This is a genomic window from Streptomyces sp. NBC_00414, assembly GCF_036038375.1.
Lineage (GTDB): Bacteria > Actinomycetota > Actinomycetes > Streptomycetales > Streptomycetaceae > Streptomyces.
The window spans coordinates 8,831,826-8,858,102 of the sequence record NZ_CP107935.1 but is presented as its reverse complement, the minus strand read 5'-3'; the positions used below and the strand labels follow the sequence as shown (position 1 = coordinate 8,858,102).

Here is a 26,277-nt window from a genome sequence, read left to right as displayed (position 1 = left end):
CGCGCCTACGGCTTGCTTGAGCAGGTGGTCTCGGTCCAGGTCGCCTGGAGGTCACGGCAGACAATGGTGAGTGTGCCGTCCCAGCAGGCGATCTCGTGGCTGCAGCCGGCCCTGTGCGGCAGGATCTCGTCGAGGATCACAGTCCCGAGGTCTGTTCCTCGGTCCTCATCGGCGGGCTCGATGAGGAAGCCGGACACCCCTGTGTAGCGGATCAGCAGGTCTTGGTCGTGCTTCCAGCAGTTGTGCTGGAACTCGACCTCCATGTCGACACCGCCGGCGCCCCGGACGGCCTGAAGCGTCAGGTCCTTCACACAGCGCCTGCTGCGGAAGTCGTAGTGGTCCGCGTCAGTCGCGAAAGCCCGGGCGCCCGGCGGCAGGTCACCGGAGATCGAGGGGAGGTGGCTCAAGTAGTGAGCCGGGACCAAGACCCCTGACAGGTTGCCGACCTGCGCATCGAGAGCGACGTACTGCATCGGCCTTCGCCCCCGTTCATGGATTCCTGCTGGCCGCCGAATCGTCGCACATACTCACCAATTGAGATGACGTCTTACGAGTTGGTGCGTGATAGCGGGTGAGGTGTCGTGCCTGGCTGGTGGCATGATCCGACTGTGGCGATCATGGTCAATCGGGCGGTGCTGGCGCATCAGCTGTTCACGGGGATCTCGCAGGATCATCTGGCCTGTCTGATCGAGGAGTTGGCGGCGCCGTGGCAGGCTGGTCTTGACGGTCGCCGTCATGTTGCGCGGGGCGGGGCCAGGAAGCGGGCCGAGGGCGCTGGCGCCCGCCATCAGCTGGTGTTCGTCGACCGACTGGTGGCCACGCTGATTCATCTACGCCACGACCTGCCGCACGCCGTGCTCGGCCTACTGTTCGGCGTCGACCGCTCCACCATCACCCGCGCGATCACAGAGATACGACCTCTCCTGGCCGCGCGGGGGTGTGCGGTCCCCGACCGTCCCGGTCTGCGGCTGCGGACACTGACAGATGTTTTCGCCTACGCCCAGGCCGAGGGAATCGAGCTGCGGCTGGACGCCACCGAGATCCAGGTTCGCCGGCCACCAGCCGGCCGCAGCGGCCGGCGTGCATTCGTGTCGGGCAAGAAGAAACAGAACACCATGAAAGCCACCGTCATCGCGGACTGGCAGGGTCGCACGTTATGGACCGATGCCCTGCGACCTGGACGGATGCACGACGCCACGGCCGCCCGCAACGAAGGCATCGCCGACTGCTTCCAGCACTTTCCCGACGTCGAGGTTCTCTTGGACGACGGCTACCTCGGCCTGAGCCGCGACCACCGCGGACAAGCCATCACCCCGCCCAGAAAACCGCGTCCCGGAGCACCGCCCAGCAGGGTTGAGCAGTGGGAACGGGACCGTCACTGGCACTCATCCGATCGCATCACCGTCGAACACGCCCTGGCTGATCACAAACGCTGGAAGCAACTGACGCGCTGGACCCACCGCCGTGACCGCCTGCCCGACACCTACCGCGCCATCGCCGGCCTCGTCTCCGACCGCACCAGCACCATCTGAAAATAAGCCATGAGCAGGCCAAACACGCCTCGCCCGCTATCACGCACCAACTCGTTACGAGTTGGTGCGTGATAGCGGGTGAGGTGTCGTGCCTGGCTGGTGGCATGATCCGACTGTGGCGATCATGGTCAATCGGGCGGTGCTGGCGCATCAGCTGTTCACGGGGATCTCGCAGGATCATCTGGCCTGTCTGATCGAGGAGTTGGCGGCGCCGTGGCAGGCTGGTCTTGACGGTCGCCGTCATGTTGCGCGGGGCGGGGCCAGGAAGCGGGCCGAGGGCGCTGGCGCCCGCCATCAGCTGGTGTTCGTCGACCGACTGGTGGCCACGCTGATTCATCTACGCCACGACCTGCCGCACGCCGTGCTCGGCCTACTGTTCGGCGTCGACCGCTCCACCATCACCCGCGCGATCACAGAGATACGACCTCTCCTGGCCGCGCGGGGGTGTGCGGTCCCCGACCGTCCCGGTCTGCGGCTGCGGACACTGACAGATGTTTTCGCCTACGCCCAGGCCGAGGGAATCGAGCTGCGGCTGGACGCCACCGAGATCCAGGTTCGCCGGCCACCAGCCGGCCGCAGCGGCCGGCGTGCATTCGTGTCGGGCAAGAAGAAACAGAACACCATGAAAGCCACCGTCATCGCGGACTGGCAGGGTCGCACGTTATGGACCGATGCCCTGCGACCTGGACGGATGCACGACGCCACGGCCGCCCGCAACGAAGGCATCGCCGACTGCTTCCAGCACTTTCCCGACGTCGAGGTTCTCTTGGACGACGGCTACCTCGGCCTGAGCCGCGACCACCGCGGACAAGCCATCACCCCGCCCAGAAAACCGCGTCCCGGAGCACCGCCCAGCAGGGTTGAGCAGTGGGAACGGGACCGTCACTGGCACTCATCCGATCGCATCACCGTCGAACACGCCCTGGCTGATCACAAACGCTGGAAGCAACTGACGCGCTGGACCCACCGCCGTGACCGCCTGCCCGACACCTACCGCGCCATCGCCGGCCTCGTCTCCGACCGCACCAGCACCATCTGAAAATAAGCCATGAGCAGGCCAAACACGCCTCGCCCGCTATCACGCACCAACTCGTTATGCAGAAGGCTGCCGCGGGCACCGACAACGTGCTGTATCCGATGGAAGAGGCACTCGCAGCGGGCGCGACAGTCGGCGAAGTGTGCCATGCGCTGCGCGAGGTGTGGGGGCGCATACGTCCCGCACGACGACTTCCGACCTGTACGACTCGCCGCCGTACGCAGTCTCCCGCCGCCTGGGATCTGCCGGCCCGTTGAACCCCATCCACTAGTCGGCGTGTACCAGCGGCGGTGTGCCGATGCCGAGTCCCGGACAGGGGCGCCGGATTCAGTTCGCGATGTAGAGACCGTCGAGATACACCTGCAGCAGGCGCGGGCTGAACTGATCGGTGGCCGACCAGCTGGTGCCCGGAAGCGGACGACTGAGCTGGACGACGACCCCATGAACTCCTCCAGCGAGATGTCCGCCCGTATCTGTTGCGCCTGCTGCGCACGGCTCAGCAGGCGCTGTGCGGCGTGCACCAGGCGCTCTCTCTGCTGGGCAAGTTCCTGCCATTCCTTGGTGAGTTCGTCTGACACACAGCACAGGGCGGCAAGGCGGGCATGAGCGACGGCTTGGGCGAAGCTGCTGAGTGCGGCAAACGGATCGTCTTCCTGGACAGCGGCTTCTTCCGCCGCGTCGGCGCCGGTGACGGCAATCCGCTCAAGAGCTGCCGCGAGCAGGGCATGGCGCCCCGGAAAGTGACGGTAAAGGGTGGCGTTGCCGATTCCCGCACGGCGCGCGATCTCGTCCAGGGATGCTTGCGGCCCCTGCTCCCCGAACAGTTCTTGGGCGACGGCCAGGATCCTGTCCCGGTTACGTGCCGCGTCCGTCCGCAGTCCTCTGAAGCGGCAGCCCGCGGCGTCCATATCCGATTTCCGAGCCCGCACGCGTGCCCCTCCCAACTCCGTTACCTCTCAACCGAATTATGTGCCGACTCTTGCGCGTGTAGTTGCCATACGAGAGGGCTGGCAGGCCCCGACTTCCTTGCCTCTGCTGGTACTGACCGCTCATCACGAGGTACGGGTCACATGGGCCGTCTTCCGGCCCACACTCCGGCGGCGAGTGGGCCGTGTTGCAGGTGTTCTGGCTGCCTCATTGCCGAGCAGCCCCGCATCGGATCAGCCCTCTTGTGATGCGGTCGGCTGCCGGTCGGCGCTGAACTTCCGTCGCCAGGCCAGAGAGACGTACACGAGGGCGACCAGGACCGGCACTTCGATGAGCGGGCCGACCACGCCCGACAGGGCTTGGCCGGAGGTGACACCGAAGGTGGCGATGGCGACCGCGATGGCCAGTTCGAAGTTGTTGCCGGCCGCTGTGAAGGCGAGCGTCGCCGTGCGGTCGTACGCGAAGCCGATCGCCTTGCCGAGGGCGAAGGTGCCGAACCACATGACCGCGAAATACACCAACAGCGGCAGCGCGATGCGGACCACGTCCAGCGGTTGCGACGTGATGGTCTTCCCCTGCAGGGCGAACAGGATGACGATCGTGAAGAGCAGACCGTACAGAGCCCAAGGACCGATCTTCGGCAGGAAGTTGGACTCGTACCTGTCGCGGCCGAGCTTCTTCTCGCCGATCTGGCGGGTCAGGAAGCCGGCCAGGAGCGGGACGCCGAGGAAGATGACGACGTTCAGTGCGATCTTCCACATGGAGATGTCGAGGTGCTCGCCGTCGCCGAGGCCGAGCCAGCCGGGCAGCAGGTCGAGGTAGAACCAGCCGAGCAGGCCGAACGCGAGTACCTGGAAAACCGAGTTGAGCGCGACGAGCACCGCGGCGGCTTCGCGGTCGCCGCAGGCGAGGTCGTTCCAGATGATGACCATGGCGATGCAGCGGGCGAGCCCGACGATGATCAGGCCGGTGCGGTATTCGGGCAGGTCCGGCAGGAAGATCCAGGCCAGTGCGAACATCACGGCCGGGCCGATGATCCAGTTGATGACCAGCGACGCGGCCATGAGCCTGCGGTCGCCGGTGACGGCGTCGAGCTTGTCGTAGCGGACCTTCGCCAGGACCGGGTACATCATGATCAGCAGGCCGACGGCGATGGGCAGCGAGATGCCGCCGATCTCGACCTTGGCGAGGGCGTCGTTCAGGCTGGGGATGAGCCGGCCGAGGCCCAGACCGAGAGCCATGGCGGCGAGGATCCAGACGGCGAGAAAACGGTCGAGCGTCGACAGCTTCGCGACGACCGAGGGGTCCTCGGCGGTGGTCGCGGGTGTTTCGGTGCGGGTCACGGACAGGCCCTCTTGTTGTCGGCGGCGCTGCGAGCGGACTCGGCCAGTTCGGCGAACTGACCGGCGAGCCGGTCGATCACGTCCGGACGGAGCTTGTAGTAGGTGAACCGCCCGCACGGTTCGGTCTCGACGACTCCCGCCTCGCGCAGCACTCTCAGGTGGTTGGAGAGGTTGGTCTGCTTGGCACCGGTCTCTTCCACCAGGTGGGTGGTGCACAGCGTTTGGCGGGCGAGCAGGGTCACGATGTGGAGTCTGAGGGGGTCGGCTAAAACCCGGATCAGATCAGTGTCGACTGATGTCAGCATGCGCTGATACTGTCACATCAGTCGGGACTGATACCAGTCCGGACTGACCTTTGGGCCGTCACCGGCACCCACAGGGCCCATGACCCGTAGAAGGGGGTCACCAGTGAATGCCTCCCCACCCCCGGTGTTCCCTGACCAGCGCCTTGCAGCGGGCGTGGCCCGGCTCGCGTTGCGCTATCGCGGTCATTTCTCGGCAGAGACCATCCAGCGCGTCGTCACCGACTCCTACGACCGTCTCGCCCAGCACGCCCGCGTCCACAGTCACCTCGTCGTCCTCGCCGAGCACCTCGCCCCCGAGCGTCTCGACGCACTCGCCCACGCCGAGAGGACGCCCGGCGTCGGCCCGCCCCGAGTGCTGTCCGTCTGCGCCCACAACGCCGACCGCTCCCAGATGGCCGCCGCCCTTCTCGACCACCGGGCGGCCGGTCGGATGGCCGTCTCCTCCGCGGGCACGCACCCGGCCTCCGACGTCGAACCGGCTGTCGTCCAGATCCTCACCGAGGCCGGCCTGAATCTCACCGAGGCGTTCCCCAAGCCGCTCACCGACGAAGTCGTCCAGGCCGCCGACATCGTCATCACCATGGGCTGCGCGGACGCATGCCCGGTCGTACCGGGCCGCCGCTACCTGGACTGGCCCATCACCGATCCCGAAGGTGCCCCGGTCGCCGTCGTGCGCGGTATCCGCGACGAGATGGACGCCCGCATCACCGGCTTGCTCGCCTCCTTGCCGCACGCCTGACCGCTGACCGGCCGCCGCACCGACGCTCCACCTGATCCACCCTCGTGAAGGAAGAACCGATGTCCCCGACTCCACTCGCCTCCGTGCTGTTCGTCTGCGTCCACAACGCGGGCCGATCACAGATGGCCGCAGGATTCCTCAACCACCTCGCGGGCGACCGGGTCGAGGTCCGCTCCGCGGGTTCGATCCCGGGCAACCAGGTCAACCCGGCCGCCATCGAGGCCATGAACGAGGTCGGCGTCGACATCTCCGACCAGAAGCCGAAGATCCTCACCACCGAGGCCGTTAAGGCGTCCGACTACGTCATCACCATGGGCTGCGGGGACGCCTGCCCGATCTTCCCCGGCAAGCGGTACCTCGACTGGGACCTCGAAGACCCGGCCGGCAAGGGCGTCGAGTCCGTACGCCCCATCCGCGACGGGATCAAGGCCCGCATCGAGGCCCTGATCGCCGAGATCGACGCCAAGCAGGAGGTGTGAACGCCGTGATCGCGTAGAACGGCCTACGCGAAGCCATCGTCATGGCCGTCGGCGGCGACGCTGGAGGACGCGACGGAGCGGCCGACCTTCACCCTCTCGGTCGACCTGTTGGACCTTCCCGCACCGCAGACTTCAGTCCAGGTCCAGGTCCAGGTCCAGGTCCAGGTCCAGGTCCAGGTCCAGGCCGGTCGCGCGGATCTGGAGGCATTCGAAAACCTGATGTTCCAGGTGCTGGAAGCCTGGGGGCTACCCACGGACAACATCATCGTCGCGGCCGAGCAGCGTGAGTTCCTCCTCAGGAACACCCCCGACGTCATTGAGGAGCTCACCATCGAGGAGCGGGCGGACACGCCTTACATCGCCAAGATGATCATGGCGGGCTCGGTAGGGCTGTTCGACGCCGCGCTGAACCACCTCTGGAACGAGACGATCAACCGGCTGCGTGACCACGTCGCCGCCTTCGACGTCGACTACCTCTTCGACCTCGCCGAGACCGACCCCGCCTGCCCGCCCGCGGAAAGGAACCTCAAGACCCGCGATGACCTTTCCGCCCAGTACACCGGCAGTGTGCCCTCCGGCAGTTCCACGGCCCGCCGTACGAGGTCCACCACCATCCCGGGCACGTCCTCTACCGCCGGGAAACAACCCATGCGCTGGTACGACTCAGCATCAGCAGCCGAGCCAGCAGATTGCTCATCACCAGCGGTGGCACCGGCCGCCCACTCCAGCTCGTCCCGAGTCGGCGAGGAGAACAGATGCAGCTCATGCGCGGCGATCAGCCGCTTGAACCGCGGTTACGCGGTCTGCTCCATCGAAGTCACAACCCACCCCAGGCCCCGGACGACAACAACATCACCGCCAACGACACTGGGCCGAAGGAGTGACGGGCCGGGTCGCTCAGAGCCTCAACCGTCGGTATCTCATGAAACACATCGACGTCTGGAGAACAGGGGTCACCGGCTGATCCTGTGGCGCACCGCTGACGGCGTGCGACTGCAGACGCGGTCCGGACACCCTTGCCGTCGATGCCGGCAGTGCCGGAGCCCTGCCCCAGTTTGAACACGGTGCGCGGACTCGGCTGTGGATCGCTTCTGTCATCGTGATCAGGACACGGGGTGAGGCCTCCGTGCCGACTCAACCGGCACCCCCGCTCCGACGAGAACGCGGAAGAAGATTCCGCGGCGAGGCAACGGTCTCGGCTTCTCATCGCCTCTCTTGAACATCTAGGAGGTGCTCATGGGGGTTCGAAAACAGGCCCGGGACCGAGAGTTCCAGGGCTTCGTCGTCGGCCGCTGGCCGCGGCTGATGCGCACGGCATTCCTGCTCACGGGGGAGCAGCACGCTGCGGAGGATCTGGTCCAGTCGACGCTGGAGCAGGTCTATGTGGCCTGGCACCGGGTCGCCTCGGCCAACGACCCGGAGGCGTATGTACGACGAGTGATGATCAACGCGCATGCCCGCAGATACCGCAGGAAACTGCGGGAGTTCCTGGCGCCCAGGAGCGAGGACGCGGGCCTGACACACGAGGTGGCCGACACCGGTGACCGGATCGCCCAGGCCGACGACCGCCACACGCTGCTGAAGGCGCTGGCCGAACTGCCGACACGGCAGCGGGAAGCAGTGGTCCTGCGCTACTGGGAGGACCTCACCGAGACACAGACGGCCGAGGCGATGGGCTGTTCGGTCGGCACGGTGAAGAGCAACACAGCCAAGGGGATCGCGAAGCTGCGCGCCATATCGGGACTGGCGCAGACCGTGACGCAGGGAGGACGGAAGTGAAAAGCGCGGACGGGGAGACGAGCCACCACATGACACAGCACGACATCGCACTCCTGCTGGCCGACGCGGCCGACGAGGTGAAGATCGGCACAGCCCCCGCCCAGGCCCTGATTCGCGGCGGTCGCCGCCGCAAGGCCCGTCGCTGGGCGGTCGTGGCGACCACCACCCTGGTCGTGGCCGGCTCCACGGGCGCTCTGGCGCTGACGGGACTGTCCGGTGACGGGGACCGGGGGGCGTCGCCGGCAAGCCGGCCGGCCGCCAGCGCGGAGGCGTCCGAGCCGCACATGCGGACGACCCTGGCGAGCGGCACCGACGCGGGAGTGCCGTGGAGGGTGTACATCGACGTGTGGAAGGCTCCGGCGGACACGGCGGAGGCCCAGGCCACCCTGGCGGCGATGGCCAAGTTCGGCGAGCACCCGGAGGACGTCTCCACGGCCTCCGAACTGGTGGGCAAGGTCGCGCACTTCGTGCACCGGGTCACCGGTGAAGAGGCGAGGACCACCCAGACCGCGGACATGGCGCTACCCGAGGACGACGTCCTGTCCGGCGGCGAGTACGGGGCCGTCACGCTCCCGCTGCTCCCCGAAAACGACACGGCCCCGCGCCTGGTGATCGGCCAGGTCGCCAAGACCGCCCGGGAGGTCACCTGCACCTGGAAGGACGGCACATCCACCAAGGTGGGACGTGCGTCCGCGTCCACCGGGGCGAATGCCGGTGTTCCGGTCATCCACAGCCCCAAGCACTCGCCCTACGACTGGTTCGTCTGCCTGGCGCCGAAGTCCACCGCGTACGAGGGGATCAAGGTGACTAAGTAGACGAAGCGGGTAACCGGGCGCGGGGAGCCGAGGCCGGACGACGGTTCGCGAGGCCCGGCGGCCTCCGGAGCCCCCCTCCGGGCCGGGCTCACCCGGCAGGTGAGGTTACGGCGCGGGCAGAGCACGGCATGCGGGATGCGACACCACGCGCTGCCGTCGCAGTGCGGGCGATGCCGCCGCTTACTGATCTGTTGGCGGTGTTGCCGAAGGGCGGGTCGGAACCTGCGTCTGATCGCCTGATCTGGATCTTTGGGCGGGTCTGGGGTGGCGGTGTATCCGGGTACGTCCGGCCGCCGCTGCTCCAGGGCGTGACGACCATCCGCCGTTCCTCACGCCCCTGACGACCGCGCCCACGCGAACTCGCGGCCCGGCTGGGCAGAATGAACCGAACAACGGACGGGTTCGTGCGCAGGGTGGTCCGGGGATCTGCGAACCTGCGCGCTTCGGTCTGTGACGTCCTTCAACATCCCGGGCACGGTGACACTCGCGGGTGGTCCTACCTGCGGCGCAGGGTCTTGCTGCTGCACCTGTTGGCGGAGTACGGCGCAGGCCCGCCGATCCAGGCCGTGCCGTCGGCTGACGATCTCGAACGCGCGGCACTTTGGTACGAGGAGCCATCGTCGGCCATACAGGCGCGGCTGCGGGCCTTGGCCTTCCCGCCAGCACCTCCACCTCGGCGTCGAGAACCACCGTGGTGTACGCCTCCCCGGCGTCGGTCCGCGCTCGGTACCCAGGCCCCGCAGCCGGTAAGAGCACCGACACCTGACAACGCGCCCACGCCGTGTGCACGGTGACCCGGCTGCGGTGATCCCAGCAGCCGGGTCCTGACCTTGATCTGTTCAGACAACCGGGTCCTGGCGCTGAGTCGGCTTCGCTGGCTACACACTCAGGGCCGACTACGCAATCGATGTCGCCGAAGCAGGTCAACGATGACCGTCGCAACTGACCGCTCCGATACGAGGTCCCCGCCACAACAGGCACCCCAAGACAGTTCCGGCTACTTGCGTCATTTCGGATTCCGGGCCTCGCACGCCAACGCAACAGGTCGGACCAAGATCCGGACCAGGTGCGGGCCAACTCGGTTCAGCGGCAGGCGCTTTCGCTCGTAGCCACGGGTCAGAGGCTATGGCGAGCCCGTACCACCAGCAGACGGAGAACCTCCTGGTGTCGTACTCGGCAAAGAAGCTCGGCTTCTTCTCTCGGCTTCTTCTCTCGGCTTCTTCCAAGGGGACGAAAAGGCGCCTGAACCGGGCTGTTCTCCGTCAGGCGCCTTTCGCTCGGTTCGTTCCGCGTCTCAGTTCGAGCTCGGTGAGCTCCCCGACAGTGCCCGGTTCACCGCGACGCTCAGGACCCGTACGCCATGGGTGGAACCAGGGTGGATCCCGGTGAGTTCCCGGGCACGCTGTAAGCGGTAGTCGAGCGTTCGTGGGTGGACGTTCAACGCCACGGCCGCTCGGACCCGGTTCATGTCGTTCCGATAGTAGGTTTCCAGTGTGGCGATGAGGTCGGGCCCGTCCGAGAGCCTCCTGCCGATGTCCCGCAGCCAGTCCTGGGCTTCCGGCAGCCGCGCGACGCCGAGTTCGAGGAAGACATCGGCCAGCGTGTGCAGGCGACGCGGTCTGTCCTGCATCGGGGCCACCCGGCTGACAGCACGCGCTCGGGTGAAGGCTTCGGCCAGCGCGCCGACGGGGCCCGCGCTCACGCCGATCGCGCACGCGCCGCCCACCCCTTCCGCGATGTCGCGCACCAGGGAGAGCGCGCGGCTCTCCATCACCGCCGGCGCCGTGTCGACCGACTGGCCCGTGCCCGGCGACCGGTCCGGGTGTCCAGGGGCCAGCGCCACCAGTTCCTCAGGGTCACGCCACATGACGGGCACCCCGCGACGCCGTACGAGAGCCTCGGTGATCTCCTCTCGGCGGGCGACGGTGGGGCGTGGGTGAGCGGGGAGACGGATCACGGCCACCACGTAGCCCGGGTGAACGCGCATATTGACGCCGTGCGCCAGGTGCGACGCGGCGGGATCGTCGGCGAGCAGCGCTTCGGTCAGCGTCCGGACGCGGCTGACGATGGACGCGCGGCGCCCCTGCCCCTCGACGTGACCGGACATGTAGGCGTCACCGCCGCGTGTCCCCTGCGGCCCGAACCACCGCATCAGGCGCATCAGTTCGTCGCCGTCACCCGGCTCGGTCGCTTCCTGGATCTCACGGAGCATCAGGCTGGTGTGCGAGACGACCAGTCGCTGATGCGACCGTAAGGACAGCCCCTTCTCGGCTCGCTGTCTCCCGACCGACGCCATCAACGCGAGATCGTCCGAGCCGAGGGGCTGCTCCCGCTCCGCCAGCTCAATGGTGCGGCGCCGCAACCACACCGTGTACTCCAGCGCCTCCGCCCGCGAGCGGACGTCCCGCTCCAGCACCTCGTACTCGCGGACCCCCTGCCGGTAGACGTCCATCGCGTGCCGTGCGTTGGCGTCCACCCGTGTCATCAGCCTCGTGAAGAGATTCCCCATCCCGTCCTCCCGGTCTCGTCCCTGTCCGGCCCCCGCCGCCGTCGCGGCGGGGGCTCCTGGACAGTTGTTCGTGTGAACTGCCTTTGTGGATTGAGGTGTTGCGATGTTTCGCGGTGACACGTGGTGTTGCGGTGGCAGGTGTCGGCCGGCCCGCGGCCGCTGGTGAGGAGTGACAGAATCCGGCGCCGTTCCAGGTCTCTGTTGCTGATGAAGTCACGAAGACGAGTCCCCGCCGCCTCCGTGATGCTGATGCACGGCCAAGGCGCTTCCGGCGCCCGGAGATCACGGAGATCGCGGAGGACAAACGATGATCACGTCTACCATCGGCAAGTTGACCGGTGCCCTGCTCGCGGTGGGCGCCACGGCGGCCGTACTGGTCCCCTCGTCGGCGGCCGCGGCACCCTCGACCGTCCAGGCGAATCAGGACGGTGTGTGCACCGGTGGCGAATACTGTTTCGCCAGCAACATCCTCGGTAACGGAAGCCTGTCCGACTTCTCCGTCGCCGACGGCAACCTCAACAACAACGTCTACACCACGCCCGGTCTCGGTCAGGGCACGCCGCTGGGCAACACCGCGAAGTGGGGCTGGAACTACGACTCGACGCGCAGTGCCGTGATCTGCACAGGCACCAACTACACGGGCAGCTGTGCGGGCGCGCCCCCGAACACCGGGGGCCAGTACAACGTGACCTACCGGGGCAATGTCGAGTCCATTTACTGGACATAGTCCGTTGCGCGGGTTCGTGGTGGCGCTCGCCGCAACTGCCACCGCCGCTGCCGCGTTCACCGCGGGGTGCTCCGCAGCCCATCGGGAACAGCCCATTGAGGCACCCGTGCTGCTGCGGAGCACCGGGCTCCGGCTCCCGCTGGACGCGTATCTGCTGTCCCCCGGCGAGACGACGAAGGTCACCGAGGCGCATCGGGTGCTCGTACGGCGGTGCATGGTCCGGTTCGGGTTCGACTATCCGCCCGTCACCGAGGGGGGAACGGGCGGCGGTCTGACGAGCTGGACGGAGCGGCGGTACGGGATCACCGACCCGGCGGAAGCGGCGGCCCGCGGGTACCGGCTGCGCACCCCGGCCGGGCCGGCCTCGGCGGCCGAGCCGGGGCCGCGGGAACGCATCGTCCTTACCGGTTCGGGAGGAAAGCGGGTCAAGGGTCTCGCGGTGCCGGAAGGGGGGTGTGCCGGGGAGGCCGGGCGGCGGCTCCGGGCGGGCGGCCCCGGGGACGTGGACCGGGGTCTGGCCCAGGCATTGTCGACGGAGAGCTACGAGCGGTCGCTGCAGGACAGGGTCGTCCGGGCCGTCACGGAACAGTGGTCGCGGTGCATGCGGGCGAACGGACAGGACTATGCCGGTCCGCTCGACCCGCCGGACGACCCGCGTTTCCAGGGCAGCGTGCTGTCTGCGGCCGAGCGCGCCACCGCGAAGGCCGACGTCAGCTGCAAGAGGCGGACGAACCTGGTCGGCGTGTGGTTCACGGCCGAGGCGGCCGTCCAACGGTCGCTCGTCGAGCGGAACCACGACGCGCTGGCCCGGGTGGCGGCGATGAACCGGACCGAACTCACCGCCGCCCAGGCCCTGCTGTCGAAGTGAGCCGCGCCCATCCGGTGATGGGCGCCTCGCCGAGGCCCCTCCGTCCCATCGGGCTGAGCCCAGGAGCGCGACGTCGGCCGTCCCCAGGACGACCGGATACAGTGCGCGAGACGGCAGCCTGGTCAAGGAGTGGAAGCGTGACCGACACCAGCAACACCCGATCCACCGACGGTGAGGCGCAAGCGCCGCGGCAGGGCGGACTGCACCGCGTGATGCGATACCTCCCACTGATCGCCCCCGTCCTGCTGTGGGCCGTGCCCTGCTGGGTGCTCCTGTACGCCGGACAGCACTGGCCGCTGCCCGTCACGCTCGTCGGCACCGCCCTGTTCGTCCTCGGCCTCATCGGTATGCCGCTCGCGATGGCCCGCGGCCACGGCCGGCGCCAGCAGGACTGGGCGGCGATCATCGGTGACACCCTGCTGGGCAGCAGTTGGGTTCTGTTCACCTGGTCCGTCCTGCTCGGCGTCTTCCTGCGGCTCGCCCTGACCGTGGCCGGCGTCGGCGAGAGCCAGGACCGGGCCCGGATCGTCACTTGGGCCGTCCTCGGCGTGAGCGCCGTACTACTGGCCTGGGGGTACGCCGAGGCCCGCCGCGTGCCACGCGTGCGCCGACTCGATGTGCAACTGCCGCGTCTGGGGGCCGGGTTGGACGGTCTTCGCGTCGCGCTCATCACCGACACCCACTACGGTCCCCTCGACCGAGCCCGCTGGTCGGCACGGGTGTGCGAGACGGTGAACACACTGGAGGCCGACCTCGTCTGTCACACCGGCGACATCGCGGACGGCACGGCCGAACGCCGCCGCGCCCAGGCCGCCCCACTCGCCACCGTGCGGGCCACCCGGGCCCGGGTCTACGTCACCGGCAACCACGAGTACTACAGCGAGGCCCAGGGCTGGGTCGACCTGATGGACGAGCTGGGCTGGGAGCCGCTGCGCAACCGGCATCTGCTCCTCGAACGCGAAGGCGACACCCTCGTGGTCGCCGGCGTGGACGACGTCACCGCCGAGTCCTCCGGTCTGGAGGGACATGGTGCCCACCTCGACGGAGCCCTGGCCGGCGCCGATCCCGACCTGCCCGTCCTGCTCCTGGCGCACCAGCCCAAGTTCATCGACCGGGCCGCGGCAGGCGGCGTCGACCTCCAGCTCTCGGGGCACACCCACGGCGGCCAGATCTGGCCCTTCCACCACCTGGTCCGTATCGACCAGCCCGCCCTCGCCGGCCTCAGCCACCACGGCACCCGCACCCTCCTCTACACGAGCCGCGGCACCGGCTTCTGGGGGCCGCCGTTCCGCGTCTTCGCCCCCAGCGAGATCACCCTGCTCGTGCTCCGCTCCCCTCAGCAGCCCACCTCGATGTAGCACCGGACGGGCGGCGCGCTCGTCCGTGCCGCTCCGTGGCCGAGGAGAAGGTGGGCGTGCCGGGCGGCACCCGCCAGGGCCGAGGAGCCGGAGCGGCCGAGCCCGGCGGAGAGGGCCGCCGCCGGACCGACGCGACACTGTCGGCCGTCACGGCGGATCGGTGGGACACCGCTGCACATACGACTCGGCCGCCTGCCGGCCGAGTCGGAAGGCCTCCTGCCGCTGGGCCGGGGTCAGGCCGAAGTCGGTGACGCCGAGGGCCGGCAGGTCGACGGCGATGGTCCGGTCCCGTATCCCGGGGCGGTCCAGGTGGCTCTGGTCGTTGCCCACGATGGCGGTCGTCACGACCTGCTGGAGCAGCTGCAGCAACGGGAACAGCCTCAGGACCGGGACCGGGAACAGCTGGGCGATGCCCGCGGGCAGGTCGGGGAGGATGCGCACCCCGATCGTCCGCCAGCGGCTCTTCGCCCCGTCGGTACGGTCGAAGACATCGACGGGGAAGTTGGACAGCACCCCGCCGTCGACGATCACCGAATCCTGGCCGGTCTCGCCGTGGGTGAGTGTGCACGGCTGGAAGTAGAAGGGAATCGACAGCGACATCCGTACGGCGTCGGCCACCGACTGATCGTCCGCCTTCAGGCCGTAGAGGTGGTAGTCCCAGGGGAGCCGCAGCAGCCTGCCGCGGGTGACGTCGGTGGCCGTCACCACCAGCTTGTACTTCTGGTCCTCGGTCAGCTCCGAGGAGTCTCCGCTGTCCTCGCGTCGCAGGTCGGCGAAGGTATGGATCTTCTTGCGGGCGAGTACGGTCCTGATCCAGTCGTGGATCCAGGCACCCCGGTAGGCCCCGTGCCGACGGAGCAGTGAAACGCCTTCGCTCAGCAGCGGAACGCCGGGCATCGGGTGCCGTCCGAGCGGATCCCGGTCGGATATCAGCTTCAGTTCCAGGTCTTCCATGACTTTGCGCAGTTCGCCGGCGTCCATGCCGGCCGCCACGAAGGCCGCGGCGATGGCACCCACCGAGGTGCCGGCCACGCGCTGGAAGGTGTACCCCTCCTCCAGCAGCCGGGTCACCGCACCTGCGGTGCCCAGACCGCGTACTCCGCCGCCTTCCAGAACCAGGTCCGCGTCGGGCATGGCTCCCCCCTTCCGGTGTGGGTTTCCTCAGTCCTCCCGGAGGCGTTCCTCGACGGCCTCCACGAGACCGGCGATCACGCCGTCGGGTGAGGGGCTGTAGTGCGGAACGGCCCACCGGGTGATGTGGGCGTCGATGAGCGTGGGTCGGCCGGAGCCCAGCGCCCTGCGGAACGCGTCCTCGAACTCGTCGAGGGCGTCCACCCGGTAGCCGTCCGCGCCGCACGCGCGCGCGTAGGCCGCGTAGTCCGGGTTGCGGAACTCGACCAGGCCGGACTCCCCGTGCTGGGACAGCTGGTAGAGCTTGATCAGCTTGAACTCCTCGTCGTTGAAGATGACCCAGATGACAGGGATCTCGTGCTCGACGGCGGTCATCAGCTCGAACCCGCCCATCGCGTAGCACCCGTCGCCGCAGCCGACGACGACGGCCCGTTCCGGGTGTGCGAGCTTCACGCCGATGGCGCCGTTGACGGCGCCTGCCATCGGTCCGAAGGAACCGACCTTGCGGAAGCGCTGCCCGTCCTCCAGCTCCACGTAGTAGCCGAGCCAGGCCGTGTGGGCGCCCGCGTCGCCCAGCAGGATCCCCTGCGGCGGCAGCATCCGGCCGATCGCCTGCGCGAGTTCCCCGGGATGCAGCTTCCCGGGCAGCCGGATGATGCGCCGGGCCTCGTAGTCCTGCCCTTCGACCTCGGCCTTCGGCACCTCACCGACCCGCCGCTCCAGCGCCTCGACGAGTGCCTCCACCGCCGGGCGGGCGTCGGACACGAGGGTGTGGTCGGCCCGGTACCTCTTCTTGAACTCGTTCCCGTCGATGTTCACTTGGATGAGCAGCTTGTCCTCGAACAGGTCGCCGCGGAAGTCGAAGGTGGCGTGCTGGTTGAAGGAGTTGCCGACGGCCAGGACGACGTCGGCCTCACGGAAGACCTTCCAGGCACTGGAGTGACCGCTGTCGGCGAAGACCCCCACGGCGAGCGGATGCCCCTCCGACACGATGCCCTTGCCGTCCAGCGTGGTGACCAAGGGAATCTGGAACCGCTCGATCAGCCGCCTGATCCCGGGCCCGGCTCCACCGCGGACCGCGCCGAAGCCGGCGAGCAGGACGATCTTCTTCCGCCGGCCGAGCGCGTCCGCCAGAACCGACGAGATCTCCTCCACCCGCGCGGGGTCGGGCAGTACCGGCGCCACGTCGAGCCGCAGGGGCCGGTAGTTCTTCACGTCGTAACCGCGCTCGTTCAGGTCGCTGGCCACGTGGATGTGCACCGGTCCGGGCCGTCCGCTCAGAGCGAGGTCGACCGCCTCTTCCAGGACGTCGCAGGTGTCGGACGGGTCTGAGATCAGGAACGACTTCTTGGTCGTGGCCGCGAACATGGTCCGGGAGTCGGCAGTACGGTGCAGGCCCGAGGTCTCGTTGAGCGCTCCCCAGCCCTCCCACTCCATCCGTGCGTAGCCCGAGACGGCCAGCACCGGATAGGAGTCGGTCATCGCCACGCCCAGCCCGGATATCAGGTTGAACGCGCCCGGGCCCGCCGTGGCGAAGCAGAAGCCCAGCCGATCCGTGTACATGGCCTCACCGCAGGCCATGAAGGACGCCGCCTGCTCGTTGCGGGTGATGACCGTCCGGATCCGGCGCGAGTCCTCCAGGGCCAGCATCAGGTCGGCCACGCTCTCCCCCGCACCGCCGAAGGCGGTCTGCACCCCGATTTCTTCCAGACCTTTGACGATGGCCTCGTAGACCTTCATGGACTCTCCCCCGTTCGACCCGCCCGCACAACCCGCCACATGTCCGTCTTGCGATCTTCCTTACGTTCTGTCCGTTCTCGGAGTCAGCAGCGTAGTTGAGGCCACGAGGCTCCACGCGGGAGGAACCGGCCACTCCGTGCCGGGCGGACGGGGCACCGGCCGACGGAGGCGCGGTGGACATGCGGCAGCGTCGAAGCGAGGGCTCACGCATCGAGCGCACCGACCGTCGACTACTGTCACCAGGCAGATGATCAAGGGAGCAGGGGAGCCATGATCGGGCGGTGGTACGTAGCGTTCGGCGCCAACGTGTTGCTCGGTGTCCCCGGCGTCATTCCGCTGTGGATGCTCTACTTCATCGCCGCGACCTGGGTACATCCCGCACCGGAGGAGAACGACGGTTTCATCGTCGTCCTCGTCGGCTTCGGAACCCCCGTCGCCCTCTGCGGCTTCCTCTGGTGGTTGGTCAATCGGCCTTTCGCCCACCGCACCCGACTCCGGCCGGCCCCGTACTGGACACTCAGCCTTCTCGGCACACTTGTCCCCACCCTCGCCCTTGTCGGCATCGGTGTCGGCATCGGTGTCGGCATCGGTGTCGGCATCGGCCTTGGCTGAGAGAACCGGCATCGGCCCTGGCTGCGAGAATCGGCCTCCCCCCTGGCCGAGAGAAGGTGTCGGCGCACCGCTTGACTACCCTTCCCCGTATGACGATCGACTGGGTGGCGGAGGCCCGACGCGTGACGCGTGGACGGCGTTTCGACGCGGCCGGTTCTCCGTCGGCGGCGCAGGACCGCTCCCCCGATCCACCGCTGTCCGAGGCGGAGATTCGTGAGGCGGAGGCGGAGTTGGGGATCCCGTTTCCGGGCGAGTACCGGGAGTGGCTGCTCCGGCACGACGTCGACAGCAGGGTGAACCGCCTGCGCCGGGCCGCGGAAGGCTGGGGCTGGCAGGGAGATTCCAGCACCAACTACGGCCTGCTCACCGCCGCCTTCCCCCATCCGGACTCCTATCGCGGCTACCAGGACGAACTGGACGCGCGCGAACCGCTGCGGGAGAACCATGCGCGCGACGACGCCTACCGGGCGGCGTGGGCGCAGTGGGACGCCGAGTACGAGGTGTTCCAGGAACGCAGGACGTCCGGCGCCGTGTTCATCCAGGAGAACGGCTGCGGCTTCTCGACGCTGCTCGTCGTCACCGGTCCGCATCGGGGGACGATGTGGTTCGACGCCCGAGCCACGTGCGACCGGATCCTGCCGATGAAGCGGAACGGGCAGCCGGTGTCGTTCGGATCCTGGCTCGGCCGCAACTCCATGGACCTGGTCGGCTGGTGAGCCGACCGGGCGGGCGCGCCTGACGTCCGCCGGAGAACTTCCAGATCAAGGTGGGCGACGGCTCGGCGGGGTCGGTCCGCTGGATCCTCAAGAACGCTCCACCACCGTCATCGACAAGTCGAAGACCGGCGTCGACACCTTCCTCACCGACCGCGTGCGCCCGAAGTGGGGCATCTACCGGTCCCTCGGCGACACCTCGGGGTCTCTGCGGGACTGCTGTCTCCTGCTCAGCGATCTGCGCGGCTACCAACTCCTGTGAGGAGCCGGTCCATGCGGCGGCGCGAGCGTCGGGCGGTGGCGCGGAGGCTTCGGCATGACACGTATCCGGTGCCCGGGGCCGGTCAGCCTTCCAGGTAGGCGAGCACCGCGAGGATCCGGCGGTTGTCGTCCTCGGACGGTTCGAGTCCGAGCTTGGCGAAGATGTTGTAGCTGTGCTTGCTGACGGTCTTCTCGCTGACGAACATCCGGCCGGCGATGGCGGTGTTGGAGCGGCCCTCGGCCATCAGCGAGAGCACCTCGTGCTCACGCGGGGTCAGCTCCCGCAGGAGAGGGTCCGCCGAGCGGTGGGTGAGGAGGGCGCTGACCACCTCGGGATCCATGACCGTGCTGCCTGCGGCGACCTGCCGGACGTCGGCGACGAACCGGCCGACGTCCAGCACCCGGTCCTTCAGCAGGTAGCCCACCGCCCCGGCGCGGTCCGACATCAGTTCCCTGGCGTAGAGCTGCTCGACGTACTGCGAGAGCACCACGATGGGCAGGCCGGGGATCTGTTCGCGTACGTCGATCACGGCACGCAGGCCCTCGTCGGTGAAGGTCGGCGGCAGCCGTACGTCGACGACCGCGACGTCGGGCCGGTGGGTCGTCAGCGCCCTGATCAGGGAGGGGCCGTTGTCGACGGCTTCGACGACCTCGAAGCCGTTGGCCTGGAAAATTCTGATCAGGCCCTCTCGGAGGAGGGCGAGGTCTTCGGCTATGACGACGCGCACGGCAGCGACATCCTTATCTCGGTGGGCCCGCCGGGCGGACTGTCGGCGGTCAGGGTGCCGTCGAAGGCCGACAGGCGGCGCGCGACGCCCCGCAGGCCGGTGCCGCCGTCAGGGTCGGCGCCCCCGCGGCCGTCGTCGGACACCCGCATCGTCAGCATCCCGGCCGTCGTGCCCGGGTGGGGCGTGCCCAGATGGGGCGTGTCCGGGTCGGGTGTGAACTCCACGGTGATGTCGATGCGTTGGGCCCGGGCGTGCTTGATGGCGTTCGCCAGGGCCTCGGCGACGGCGAAGTAGGCCGCGGACTCGACGGGCGCGGGCAGCCGTCCGGGCAGGCGGGTGACCACCCGCGTCGGTATCGGGTTGATCAGGGCCAGGGCCCGCAGGGCGCCGTCCAGGCCTCGGTCCGCGAGCACCGGCGGATGGATACCTCGTACCAGGTCCCGCAGTTCGGCCAGGGCGCCCGCGGTCGAGGCGCGGGCCTCGGCCAGCAACTGCTGTACGGCCTGCGGATCTTCGGGCAGCAGTTGTTCGGCCAGGCCCAGGCTCATGCCCAGTGACACCAGTCGGGCCTGTGCGCCGTCGTGCAGGTCCCGTTCGATCCGGCGCAGTTCGCCCGCCTGGGTGTCGACCGTTGCGGCCCGCGAGGTGGCCAACTGCGCCACACGGGCTCGTAGTCGTGCCTGCTTGGTGGGTGCCAGCAGGGAGCGGACCACCAGGGCGTTGAGGTGCGCCAGCCGCTCGGCGGTGGTGTACCAGAGCAGCAGGAACGCCGGGCCCAGCGGAACCAGCGCGAACGACTGCCGGACGCTGTGCAGACGGAATCCGTTGCCCAGCGGCGTGCGGAACACCTCGGGAGGAGTCAGCGCGTACAGCAGCGGATAGCTCAGGTAGAAGACGCCGCAGAGGAAGAAGAGGAACGTCAGCCCGTAGGTGAACCACCCGGTGATCGAGTTGGTCACCAGCCAGGCCCAGTCCCGCCAGGTCGCCGGGTCGCGCAGGATCGTCCACAGCCGTACCGCCCAACCGCCGTCGGGCGCCGGCAAGTAGGGCCTGGCCACCGGTTCACCGAGTCGGTCGGCGGCCCACTGGCGGTGCAGGTCGGCGAACCAGCGCACCAGGACGGTAGAGAGCAGGGCCAGCGGGATGCCGACCCCGAGCGCGACGAGCGACACCGAGGTGATCCAGAGCGTCGCCAGGCCGAAACCCAGGAGCGAGCCGAGCAGCAGCACCAGCGACCAGCCCAGCAGGTTCATCCGCAGGGCGAGACCGAGACCGGCACGCGGGGCGAGGCCGACGCGCGAGGCGAGGCTGGCGCGTGGGGCAGGGCCGGTGCGTGAGGAAAGGTCGGCGCGCTGGTTGGCACCGGTCGCGGGGTGTTCGCCCGACCGTGGTGTGCCACGGGAGGAGTGACGCTCGCCGGGGTAGGTCATCGCGCTCCATCATCGTGCGTCGGTCGGTCGGCCGACCTACGCCAGCTCAGGTCAAGTCACAGGTCAAGTCGAGTCAGGTCAGGCCACTGTCACGGGCCAGAAGTTGATGATGACCGGCCGGACCGAGTCCGCGCACTGGGGTTGTCTCCACCATCGCGGGGGCCCAGCACCCGTGTTCCTCGTCTCCGGGGCCGGGAGGCTGAAGCGGTCGGAGAGCGCGATGCGGCCTGCCCCACGTGGATGCGGTCCACGCCGGAGCTGACCGGCGCTCTCCCCACCTTCCCTCGGCCCATACCTGTTTCCAGGAGGACACCTCATGCCCCGGAACACTCCCCGCCCGCGCCCCGCCCGGCACGCATACCTGACGCTGGCTCTGGCCGCCGCGCTGACGGCCACGCTCGCAGGCTGCGAGGCGTCCGCCGCGGCGGAGAGCACCGCCCACACCCCGACCGGACGGCCCAGCACGGCGACGGCTCAGAAGGACCGGAAGGACCAGAAGAGCCAGAAGGGCCAGAAGGATCAACTGGCAGCGCTCGCCCAGAAGGACGTGGACGCGGGAGCCCCCGGCGTCGTCGTGCGGGTCGACAAGGGCGACGGGCGGGTGATCGAGATCGCCAGGCAGGCCTCCTGGACCAGGGCCGACCACATCCTCACCGCGAACGACCAGTTCCGGATGGGCTCCAACACCAAGACGACGGTGGCCACCGTGGTCCTGCAACTGGTCGCCGAACACCGGCTCAAGCTGAGCGACCCGGTCGAGAAGTGGCTGCCCGGTCTGGTCCCCGACGGCACCGCGATCACCCTGCGCATGCTGCTCAACCACACCAGCGGCCTGTTCAACTACACCACCGATCCCGCGGTGCTCAAGGCGTTCACCGGCCAGGACACCAGGGTCTGGACGCCCCGGGAGCTGCTCGCCGCCGCCGTCCGGCACGACCCGCTGTTCGCACCCGGCACGAGTTACGCCTACAGCAACACCAACTACACCGCGCTCGGCCTGATCGCCGAGAAGGTGACCGGACACGCCCTGGACGACCTGGTCCAGGAGCGGATCGCCAGGCCGCTGAAACTGAAGGACACCTACCTGGTCACCGGCTTCGGGAAGCCGAACAACCCCCGTCTCGCGCACGGTTACGAGCCGGACGCCAGCCGCGTCGGCCCGCTGCTCCCCCCGTACGCCGCCGCGGGGACTGTGTTCGCGGGCCCCGAGCGGTCCGCGGGTCACGTCGACACCACCTGGGTCAACGCCAGCACGCTGTGGGCCGCCGGCGGCATGGTCTCCACCGCGCAGGACTGGGCCCGCTTCTCCGGTGCGCTGAACTCGGGCAAGCTCCTGCCGCCCGCCCTGCTGAAGGAGATGCGCACCACCGTCGCCGAGGAGTCCGAGTTCCCGAACCGCAGGTACGGGCTCGGTCTGGAGGAGGTGTCCACCCCCTGTGGCACCGTCTGGGGCCACAACGGTCAGGCTCCCGGCTACTCCAGCGAGGACTACACCGACGCGACCGGCCGCCGTACGGTCTCGGTCTTCACCACCACGATCTTCGGTCTGGCCTCGCCGAAGAACGGCCCCGCCAACCCCGCCGGGCCCGCCAATCAGGCCCTGGTGAACGCAGCGGTGTGCACCATGCTCGGCAAGCCGATCCCCACCACGCCCGCGTCCCCGCCGGCCGGCTCCTGAGACCCCATCACACCTGACCGCACAACGCCTCACCTCGTCTCACCTCACCTCGTCCCACCGCCGCAAAGAAGGTTGTTCAGCCATGTCCGCACTGGCCAGATGGTGCTTCCGGCACCGCCTCCTCGTCGTCGGGATCTGGGTGATCGTGCTGGTCGCGCTCGCCGTGCCCTACGCGACACTCGGCACCCGCTACTCCGACGCGTTCACCCTGCCGGGAACCGAGTCGTCGAAGGCGCAGGCGCGGCTCCAGGCGTCCGAGCCCCGGCAGGCCGGAGACAGCGACCGGATCGTGGTGCACGTACCCGAGGGGTCGGTCCGGGACGCCGCCGTCCGGCGGAAGGTGACCTCGATGCTGGACCGGGTCGCGGCACTGCCCTCGGTCGCCTCGGTGACCGGCATGTACGGCTCCGAGGGGGCGCCCCGGATCAGCGAGGACGGCAGGACCGCCTACGCGACGGTGACGTTCGACGCGCAGGCGGACCGGATACCGGTCGCCGATGTCACCCGGGTCATCGACACCGCTCAAGCCGCCCGTGACGCGGATCTGGAGGTGGAGCTCGGCGGCCAGGCCATCAGTTACGCGGCCGAGGGCGAGACGCAGAGCACCGAGGCGATCGGGCTGGTCGCCGCCGGTATCATCCTCTTCGTCGCCTTCGGCTCGCTGCTGGGCGTGCTCGTACCCCTGCTGGTCGCGATCGCCGCACTCGGCGCCGGGCTGATCGCCATCGGGCTGACCTCGCACGTGATGACCCTGGGCTCCGACGCCCCGACGGTCGCGGCCCTCATCGGGCTCGGAGTCGGCATCGACTACGCCCTGTTCATCGTCACCCGCCACCGGACCGGACTGCGGAGCGGCCTGGCACCCGAGCAGGCGGCGGTACGCGCGCTGGACACCTCCGGGCGTGCGGTGGTCTTCGCCGGACTCACCGTCGTGACCGCCCTCCTCGGCCTGCTCGTCCTGCGGATCGGTCCCCTCACCGGGATGGGGATCAGCGCGGCGACGGCGGTCCTGTTCACGGTGATCGCGGCGGTGACCCTGCTGCCGGCCCTGCTCGGCCTCTTCGGCGGCAAACTGCTGAACAGGCGTCAGCGGCGAGCCGCGGCCATCCGGTCCCCAGAGTCCGTTCAACTGCCTCTGAACACGCAGCGGCACTCGCCAGTGAAGTCCCGGAGTCGCTGGGCCGAGCGGGTCGAGCGCCACAAGACGCTGTTCGCCCTGGCCGCGCTCCTCGTCGTCGCCGCCCTCTCGCTGCCCGCGCTGTCGCTGCGTCTGGGAACCTCGGACGCCGGGAACGACCCGAAGGGCACCACCACCAGGGCCGCGTACGACCTGCTGGCCGAGGGTTTCGGGCCCGGCTCCAACGGTCCGCTGGTGCTGGTCGCGCAGCTGAGCGCGCCCAGCGACGCGCCGGCCCTGAACAGGCTGGTCTCGGCCGTGCGCGGTACCCCCGGCGTGGCGACGGCGACGGCCGGGCCCGTCACCGCGGCGACCGGACTGGCCGTCATCGACGTGGTGCCGACCGGCGCACCGCAGGACGAGGCCACGAGCGACCTGATCAGCAACCTGCGCGAGGAGGTCGTCCCCGCCGTCGAGCGGGGCAGCGGCCTGAAGGTCTACGTCGGTGGCACGACGGCTGCCTCCCGTGACCTGGCCGACCTGCTGGCGGGCAAACTGCCGCTCTTCCTCGGGGTGATCGTCGGACTCGGCTGCCTGCTGCTGATGGTCGCCTTCCGCAGCATCCTGGTCCCACTGACCGCCGCCGTGATGAATCTGCTCGCCTCGGCCGCGTCCTTCGGAGTCGTCGTCGCCGTGTTCCAGTGGGGGTGGGGCTCCGAACTCCTGGGCCTGGGTAAGGCCGGGCCGGTGGAGGCCGAGCTTCCGGTGATCATGCTGGCCATCCTCTTCGGCCTGTCCATGGACTACCAGGTCTTCCTGGTCAGCCGGATGCACGAGGAGTGGGAGCACACCCGCGACAACCACCGCGCCATCCGGATCGGTCAGGCCGAGACCGGCCGGCTGATCAACGCCGCCGCCCTGATCATGATCTGTGTGTTCACCGCCTTCGTCCTCGGCGGGCAGCGGGTCATCGCCGAGTACGGAGTGGGACTGGCCGCGGCCGTGGCGATCGACGCCTTCGTGCTGCGCACCGTGCTGGTGCCGTCGCTGATGCATCTGCTGGGCCGGGCGAACTGGTGGCTGCCCGTCTGGCTGGAGCGGATCCTGCCGCGTGTGTCCATCGAGGGCGCGCCCTCCCGCAGACCCGCATCCGCATCCGTCATCCCCGTCGCCCCCGTGGGCCGGCCGGCAGCGGTGGCGCCGCCTTCTCGGCCCGATCCGGTGGCGGCAGCGGCACCGCTGCGGGACAGCACGCTGACCGAGCCGCCACTACGACTCGACACCCTGCGGATACCGAAACGGGCTCGGAAGTCGGTCGCCGTGGCGTACCTCTGGTGGTTCTTCCTCGGCCTGTTCGGCGCGCACCACTTCTATCTCGGCAGGACCCGCCGAGGGCTGCTGCACCTGTGCACCCTCGGCATCTGCGGACTTGGCTGGCTGGCCGACGCGTACACGCTGCCCCGTCAGGTCCGGAGTGCGAACGCCCGTACCTTCGTACGGGACGGCGCACCCCGGGCCGACGCGGCGGCCGACACGACCGGGGCCTCTCTCAGCCGTTGAAGCGGTCCGGGTCGAACCCGGTGCGCTCGTTGCGGTTCAGTGCGGAGATCTCGCCCATGTCGCCCTCGTCGAGCTCGAAGTCGAAGAGGTCGAAGTTCTCCTCGATGCGCTTCTGGGTCACCGACTTGGGGAAGACGATGTCTCCGCGCTGGATGTGCCAGCGCAGTGTCACCTGGGCGGGCGACTTGCCCTCCCGCTCCGCGATGCGCTTGATGGTCGGGTCGTCGAGCACCTTGCCCTGCGCGATGGGCGACCAGGCCTCGGTGGCGATCTCGTGCTCGGCGCCGAAGGCCCTGACATCGTCCTGGGTGAGGTAGGGGTGCACCTCGATCTGGTTGACCGCGGGCACCACGTCACTGTTCTCCAGCAGCCGGCGCAGATGGCGGGGCTGGAAGTTGGACACTCCGATGGCCTTGGCCCGACCGGAGCGGTAGATCTCCTCCAGTGCCTTCCAGGTCTCGACGAACAGGCCCTTGGCGGGCAGCGGCCAGTGGATGAGGAAGAGGTCCAGGTGGTCGAGGCCCAGCTCCTCCAGGCTGCGGTCGAACGCCCGGAGAGCGTTGTCGTGGCCCTGCGAGTCGTTGTTGAGCTTGCTGGTCACGAAGACGTCGGCGCGATCGAGGTCGGAGTCGCGGACCGCCTGGCCGACCTCCTTCTCGTTGCCGTACATCTGCGCCGTGTCGATGTGCCGGTAGCCGGCCTTCAGCGCCGCCAGCGTCGTCTCGCGGGTGTCCTCCGGCGGGATCTGGAAGGTGCCGAAGCCGAGCTGCGGGATCTGCACCGCGTTGTTGAGGGTGATGGCGGGTACTGCGGTCACGGTGGCTCCTGGCTGTCGCGGTTGGAAGGGCAGAGGATGTGCGCGGGGTCGGCCCCGCTCAGCTCTGCCGCAC

The 26,277-nt window shown here is 69.0% G+C and carries 24 protein-coding genes and 3 pseudogenes; 16 read left to right on the top strand and 11 right to left on the bottom strand.

The genetic code is table 11. The annotated features are described in order from the left end of the window. Positions 1-5: 5 nt before the first annotated feature. Positions 6-407: a hypothetical protein gene (locus OHS59_RS38260; protein WP_328497905.1), complete on the bottom strand. Its 402-nt coding sequence runs from the start codon at positions 405-407 to the stop codon at positions 6-8. A 210-nt stretch (positions 408-617) separates the two neighbouring features. Between OHS59_RS38260 and OHS59_RS38255 the strand changes: the two genes are divergently transcribed. The 3 genes and pseudogenes from OHS59_RS38255 to OHS59_RS38245 form a co-directional block, all read left to right on the top strand. Continuing rightward, entirely contained in the window at positions 618-1,532 is a 915-nt protein-coding gene (locus OHS59_RS38255) for a transposase family protein (protein ID WP_328499001.1), read from the top strand. Positions 1,533-1,656: 124 nt separating this feature from the next. Continuing rightward, entirely contained in the window at positions 1,657-2,571 is a 915-nt protein-coding gene (locus tag OHS59_RS38250; protein ID WP_328499001.1) for a transposase family protein, read from the top strand. Between the two features lie 56 nt (positions 2,572-2,627). Next, a pseudogene (locus tag OHS59_RS38245) lies at positions 2,628-2,753 on the top strand (methylmalonyl-CoA mutase); the annotation flags it as partial. Between the two features lie 267 nt (positions 2,754-3,020). On the opposite strand, the pseudogene OHS59_RS38240 reads toward OHS59_RS38245, so the two are convergent. From OHS59_RS38240 to OHS59_RS38230, 3 genes and pseudogenes are all read right to left on the bottom strand, one after another. Next, positions 3,021-3,476 (bottom strand): annotated as a pseudogene (locus tag OHS59_RS38240) (TetR/AcrR family transcriptional regulator); the annotation flags it as partial. A gap of 252 nt (positions 3,477-3,728) precedes the next feature. Next, positions 3,729-4,838: an ACR3 family arsenite efflux transporter gene (gene arsB / locus OHS59_RS38235; RefSeq protein WP_328497904.1), complete on the bottom strand. Its 1,110-nt coding sequence runs from the start codon at positions 4,836-4,838 to the stop codon at positions 3,729-3,731. Beyond that, positions 4,835-5,143, bottom strand: a complete 309-nt coding sequence (locus tag OHS59_RS38230; RefSeq protein WP_328497903.1) for an ArsR/SmtB family transcription factor — start codon at positions 5,141-5,143, stop codon at positions 4,835-4,837. The genes arsB and OHS59_RS38230 overlap by 4 nt, the downstream gene beginning before the upstream one ends. A 124-nt stretch (positions 5,144-5,267) precedes the next feature. Here OHS59_RS38230 and OHS59_RS38225 point away from each other — a divergent pair, with 124 nt between their 5' ends. The 5 genes from OHS59_RS38225 to OHS59_RS38205 all read left to right on the top strand — a co-directional run bounded on the left by OHS59_RS38225 (position 5,268) and on the right by OHS59_RS38205 (position 8,955). Next, positions 5,268-5,882 (top strand): arsenate-mycothiol transferase ArsC, encoded by a 615-nt coding sequence (locus OHS59_RS38225; protein ID WP_328497902.1) that lies wholly within the window; start codon positions 5,268-5,270, stop codon positions 5,880-5,882. Positions 5,883-5,941: 59 nt separating this feature from the next. Then, entirely contained in the window at positions 5,942-6,361 is a 420-nt protein-coding gene (locus OHS59_RS38220; protein WP_328497901.1) for an arsenate reductase ArsC, read from the top strand. A gap of 108 nt (positions 6,362-6,469) precedes the next feature. After that, entirely contained in the window at positions 6,470-7,420 is a 951-nt protein-coding gene (locus OHS59_RS38215) for a hypothetical protein (RefSeq protein WP_328497900.1), read from the top strand. Positions 7,421-7,597: 177 nt separating this feature from the next. After that, positions 7,598-8,140, top strand: coding sequence for a SigE family RNA polymerase sigma factor (locus OHS59_RS38210; protein ID WP_328497899.1), 543 nt, complete (start codon positions 7,598-7,600; stop codon positions 8,138-8,140). 29 nt (positions 8,141-8,169) lie between these two features. Next, complete coding sequence (locus tag OHS59_RS38205) at positions 8,170-8,955, top strand: hypothetical protein (protein WP_328497898.1); 786 nt, start codon at positions 8,170-8,172, stop codon at positions 8,953-8,955. Here the strand turns inward: OHS59_RS38205 and OHS59_RS38200 are convergent. Both OHS59_RS38200 and OHS59_RS38195 read right to left on the bottom strand, forming a co-directional pair. Then, complete coding sequence (locus OHS59_RS38200; protein ID WP_328499516.1) at positions 8,889-9,188, bottom strand: DUF6083 domain-containing protein; 300 nt, start codon at positions 9,186-9,188, stop codon at positions 8,889-8,891. The two genes, OHS59_RS38205 and OHS59_RS38200, sit on opposite strands and share 67 nt — an antisense overlap. 1,061 nt (positions 9,189-10,249) lie before the next feature. Beyond that, the gene (locus tag OHS59_RS38195) at positions 10,250-11,464 is read right to left on the bottom strand and encodes a PucR family transcriptional regulator (protein WP_328497897.1); all 1,215 of its coding nucleotides are present in this window, start codon (positions 11,462-11,464) and stop codon (positions 10,250-10,252) included. A 307-nt stretch (positions 11,465-11,771) separates the two neighbouring features. Here OHS59_RS38195 and OHS59_RS38190 point away from each other — a divergent pair, with 307 nt between their 5' ends. The 3 genes from OHS59_RS38190 to OHS59_RS38180 all read left to right on the top strand — a co-directional run bounded on the left by OHS59_RS38190 (position 11,772) and on the right by OHS59_RS38180 (position 14,417). Next, positions 11,772-12,191, top strand: a complete 420-nt coding sequence (locus OHS59_RS38190) for a hypothetical protein (RefSeq protein ID WP_328497896.1) — start codon at positions 11,772-11,774, stop codon at positions 12,189-12,191. 106 nt (positions 12,192-12,297) lie between these two features. Further along, a complete protein-coding gene (locus OHS59_RS38185; protein WP_328497895.1) occupies positions 12,298-13,059 on the top strand; it encodes a hypothetical protein in 762 nt (253 codons plus the stop codon). Positions 13,060-13,196: 137 nt separating this feature from the next. Continuing rightward, on the top strand, positions 13,197-14,417 hold the full coding sequence (locus tag OHS59_RS38180) for a metallophosphoesterase (RefSeq protein WP_328497894.1): 1,221 nt from the start codon (positions 13,197-13,199) through the stop codon (positions 14,415-14,417). Positions 14,418-14,564: 147 nt separating this feature from the next. Here OHS59_RS38180 and OHS59_RS38175 read toward each other — a convergent pair whose 3' ends face one another. Together OHS59_RS38175 and OHS59_RS38170 are read right to left on the bottom strand one after the other, a co-directional pair. Beyond that, on the bottom strand, positions 14,565-15,551 hold the full coding sequence (locus tag OHS59_RS38175) for a patatin-like phospholipase family protein (RefSeq protein ID WP_328497893.1): 987 nt from the start codon (positions 15,549-15,551) through the stop codon (positions 14,565-14,567). A gap of 27 nt (positions 15,552-15,578) precedes the next feature. Further along, entirely contained in the window at positions 15,579-17,288 is a 1,710-nt protein-coding gene (locus OHS59_RS38170) for a thiamine pyrophosphate-binding protein (protein ID WP_328497892.1), read from the bottom strand. Between the two features lie 270 nt (positions 17,289-17,558). On the opposite strand from OHS59_RS38170, the gene OHS59_RS38165 reads away from it, so the two are divergent. The 3 genes and pseudogenes from OHS59_RS38165 to OHS59_RS38155 form a co-directional block, all read left to right on the top strand. Next, positions 17,559-17,900, top strand: a complete 342-nt coding sequence (locus OHS59_RS38165) for a hypothetical protein (protein WP_328497891.1) — start codon at positions 17,559-17,561, stop codon at positions 17,898-17,900. 89 nt (positions 17,901-17,989) lie between these two features. Next, the gene (locus OHS59_RS38160; RefSeq protein WP_328497890.1) at positions 17,990-18,616 is read left to right on the top strand and encodes an SMI1/KNR4 family protein; all 627 of its coding nucleotides are present in this window, start codon (positions 17,990-17,992) and stop codon (positions 18,614-18,616) included. A gap of 35 nt (positions 18,617-18,651) precedes the next feature. Further along, positions 18,652-18,875: pseudogene (locus OHS59_RS38155) on the top strand (Tat pathway signal sequence domain protein); the annotation flags it as partial. 82 nt (positions 18,876-18,957) lie between these two features. Here OHS59_RS38155 and OHS59_RS38150 read toward each other — a convergent pair. Both OHS59_RS38150 and OHS59_RS38145 read right to left on the bottom strand, forming a co-directional pair. Then, a complete protein-coding gene (locus OHS59_RS38150) occupies positions 18,958-19,602 on the bottom strand; it encodes a response regulator transcription factor (RefSeq protein WP_328497889.1) in 645 nt (214 codons plus the stop codon). Continuing rightward, positions 19,587-21,032: a sensor histidine kinase gene (locus tag OHS59_RS38145; RefSeq protein WP_328497888.1), complete on the bottom strand. Its 1,446-nt coding sequence runs from the start codon at positions 21,030-21,032 to the stop codon at positions 19,587-19,589. Before OHS59_RS38145 ends, OHS59_RS38150 begins: the two co-directional genes overlap by 16 nt. A 316-nt stretch (positions 21,033-21,348) precedes the next feature. Between OHS59_RS38145 and OHS59_RS38140 the strand changes: the two genes are divergently transcribed. Both OHS59_RS38140 and OHS59_RS38135 read left to right on the top strand, forming a co-directional pair. Further along, positions 21,349-22,710, top strand: a complete 1,362-nt coding sequence (locus OHS59_RS38140) for a serine hydrolase domain-containing protein (RefSeq protein ID WP_328497887.1) — start codon at positions 21,349-21,351, stop codon at positions 22,708-22,710. Between the two features lie 82 nt (positions 22,711-22,792). Continuing rightward, the gene (locus tag OHS59_RS38135) at positions 22,793-25,387 is read left to right on the top strand and encodes an MMPL family transporter (RefSeq protein WP_328497886.1); all 2,595 of its coding nucleotides are present in this window, start codon (positions 22,793-22,795) and stop codon (positions 25,385-25,387) included. On the opposite strand, the gene OHS59_RS38130 is transcribed toward OHS59_RS38135, so the two are convergent. Then, a complete protein-coding gene (locus tag OHS59_RS38130; RefSeq protein ID WP_328497885.1) occupies positions 25,377-26,204 on the bottom strand; it encodes an aldo/keto reductase in 828 nt (275 codons plus the stop codon). The genes OHS59_RS38135 and OHS59_RS38130 overlap by 11 nt on opposite strands. Between the last annotated feature and the right edge of the window lie 73 nt (positions 26,205-26,277).

Bases quoted from the DNA above. Each gene is read 5' to 3' on its own strand.
- OHS59_RS38255 (WP_328499001.1), top strand. From the start codon at position 618: ATGGTCAATCGGGCGGTGCTGGCGCATCAGCTGTTCACGGGGATCTCG.
- OHS59_RS38250 (WP_328499001.1), top strand. From the start codon at position 1,657: ATGGTCAATCGGGCGGTGCTGGCGCATCAGCTGTTCACGGGGATCTCG.
- OHS59_RS38230 (WP_328497903.1), bottom strand. From the start codon at position 5,143: ATGCTGACATCAGTCGACACTGATCTGATCCGGGTTTTAGCCGACCCC.
- OHS59_RS38220 (WP_328497901.1), top strand. From the start codon at position 5,942: ATGTCCCCGACTCCACTCGCCTCCGTGCTGTTCGTCTGCGTCCACAAC.
- OHS59_RS38210 (WP_328497899.1), top strand. From the start codon at position 7,598: ATGGGGGTTCGAAAACAGGCCCGGGACCGAGAGTTCCAGGGCTTCGTC.
- OHS59_RS38205 (WP_328497898.1), top strand. From the start codon at position 8,170: ATGACACAGCACGACATCGCACTCCTGCTGGCCGACGCGGCCGACGAG.
- OHS59_RS38195 (WP_328497897.1), bottom strand. From the start codon at position 11,464: ATGGGGAATCTCTTCACGAGGCTGATGACACGGGTGGACGCCAACGCA.
- OHS59_RS38190 (WP_328497896.1), top strand. From the start codon at position 11,772: ATGATCACGTCTACCATCGGCAAGTTGACCGGTGCCCTGCTCGCGGTG.
- OHS59_RS38175 (WP_328497893.1), bottom strand. From the start codon at position 15,551: ATGCCCGACGCGGACCTGGTTCTGGAAGGCGGCGGAGTACGCGGTCTG.
- OHS59_RS38170 (WP_328497892.1), bottom strand. From the start codon at position 17,288: ATGAAGGTCTACGAGGCCATCGTCAAAGGTCTGGAAGAAATCGGGGTG.
- OHS59_RS38165 (WP_328497891.1), top strand. From the start codon at position 17,559: ATGATCGGGCGGTGGTACGTAGCGTTCGGCGCCAACGTGTTGCTCGGT.
- OHS59_RS38160 (WP_328497890.1), top strand. From the start codon at position 17,990: ATGACGATCGACTGGGTGGCGGAGGCCCGACGCGTGACGCGTGGACGG.
- OHS59_RS38145 (WP_328497888.1), bottom strand. From the start codon at position 21,032: ATGACCTACCCCGGCGAGCGTCACTCCTCCCGTGGCACACCACGGTCG.
- OHS59_RS38140 (WP_328497887.1), top strand. From the start codon at position 21,349: ATGCCCCGGAACACTCCCCGCCCGCGCCCCGCCCGGCACGCATACCTG.
- OHS59_RS38135 (WP_328497886.1), top strand. From the start codon at position 22,793: ATGTCCGCACTGGCCAGATGGTGCTTCCGGCACCGCCTCCTCGTCGTC.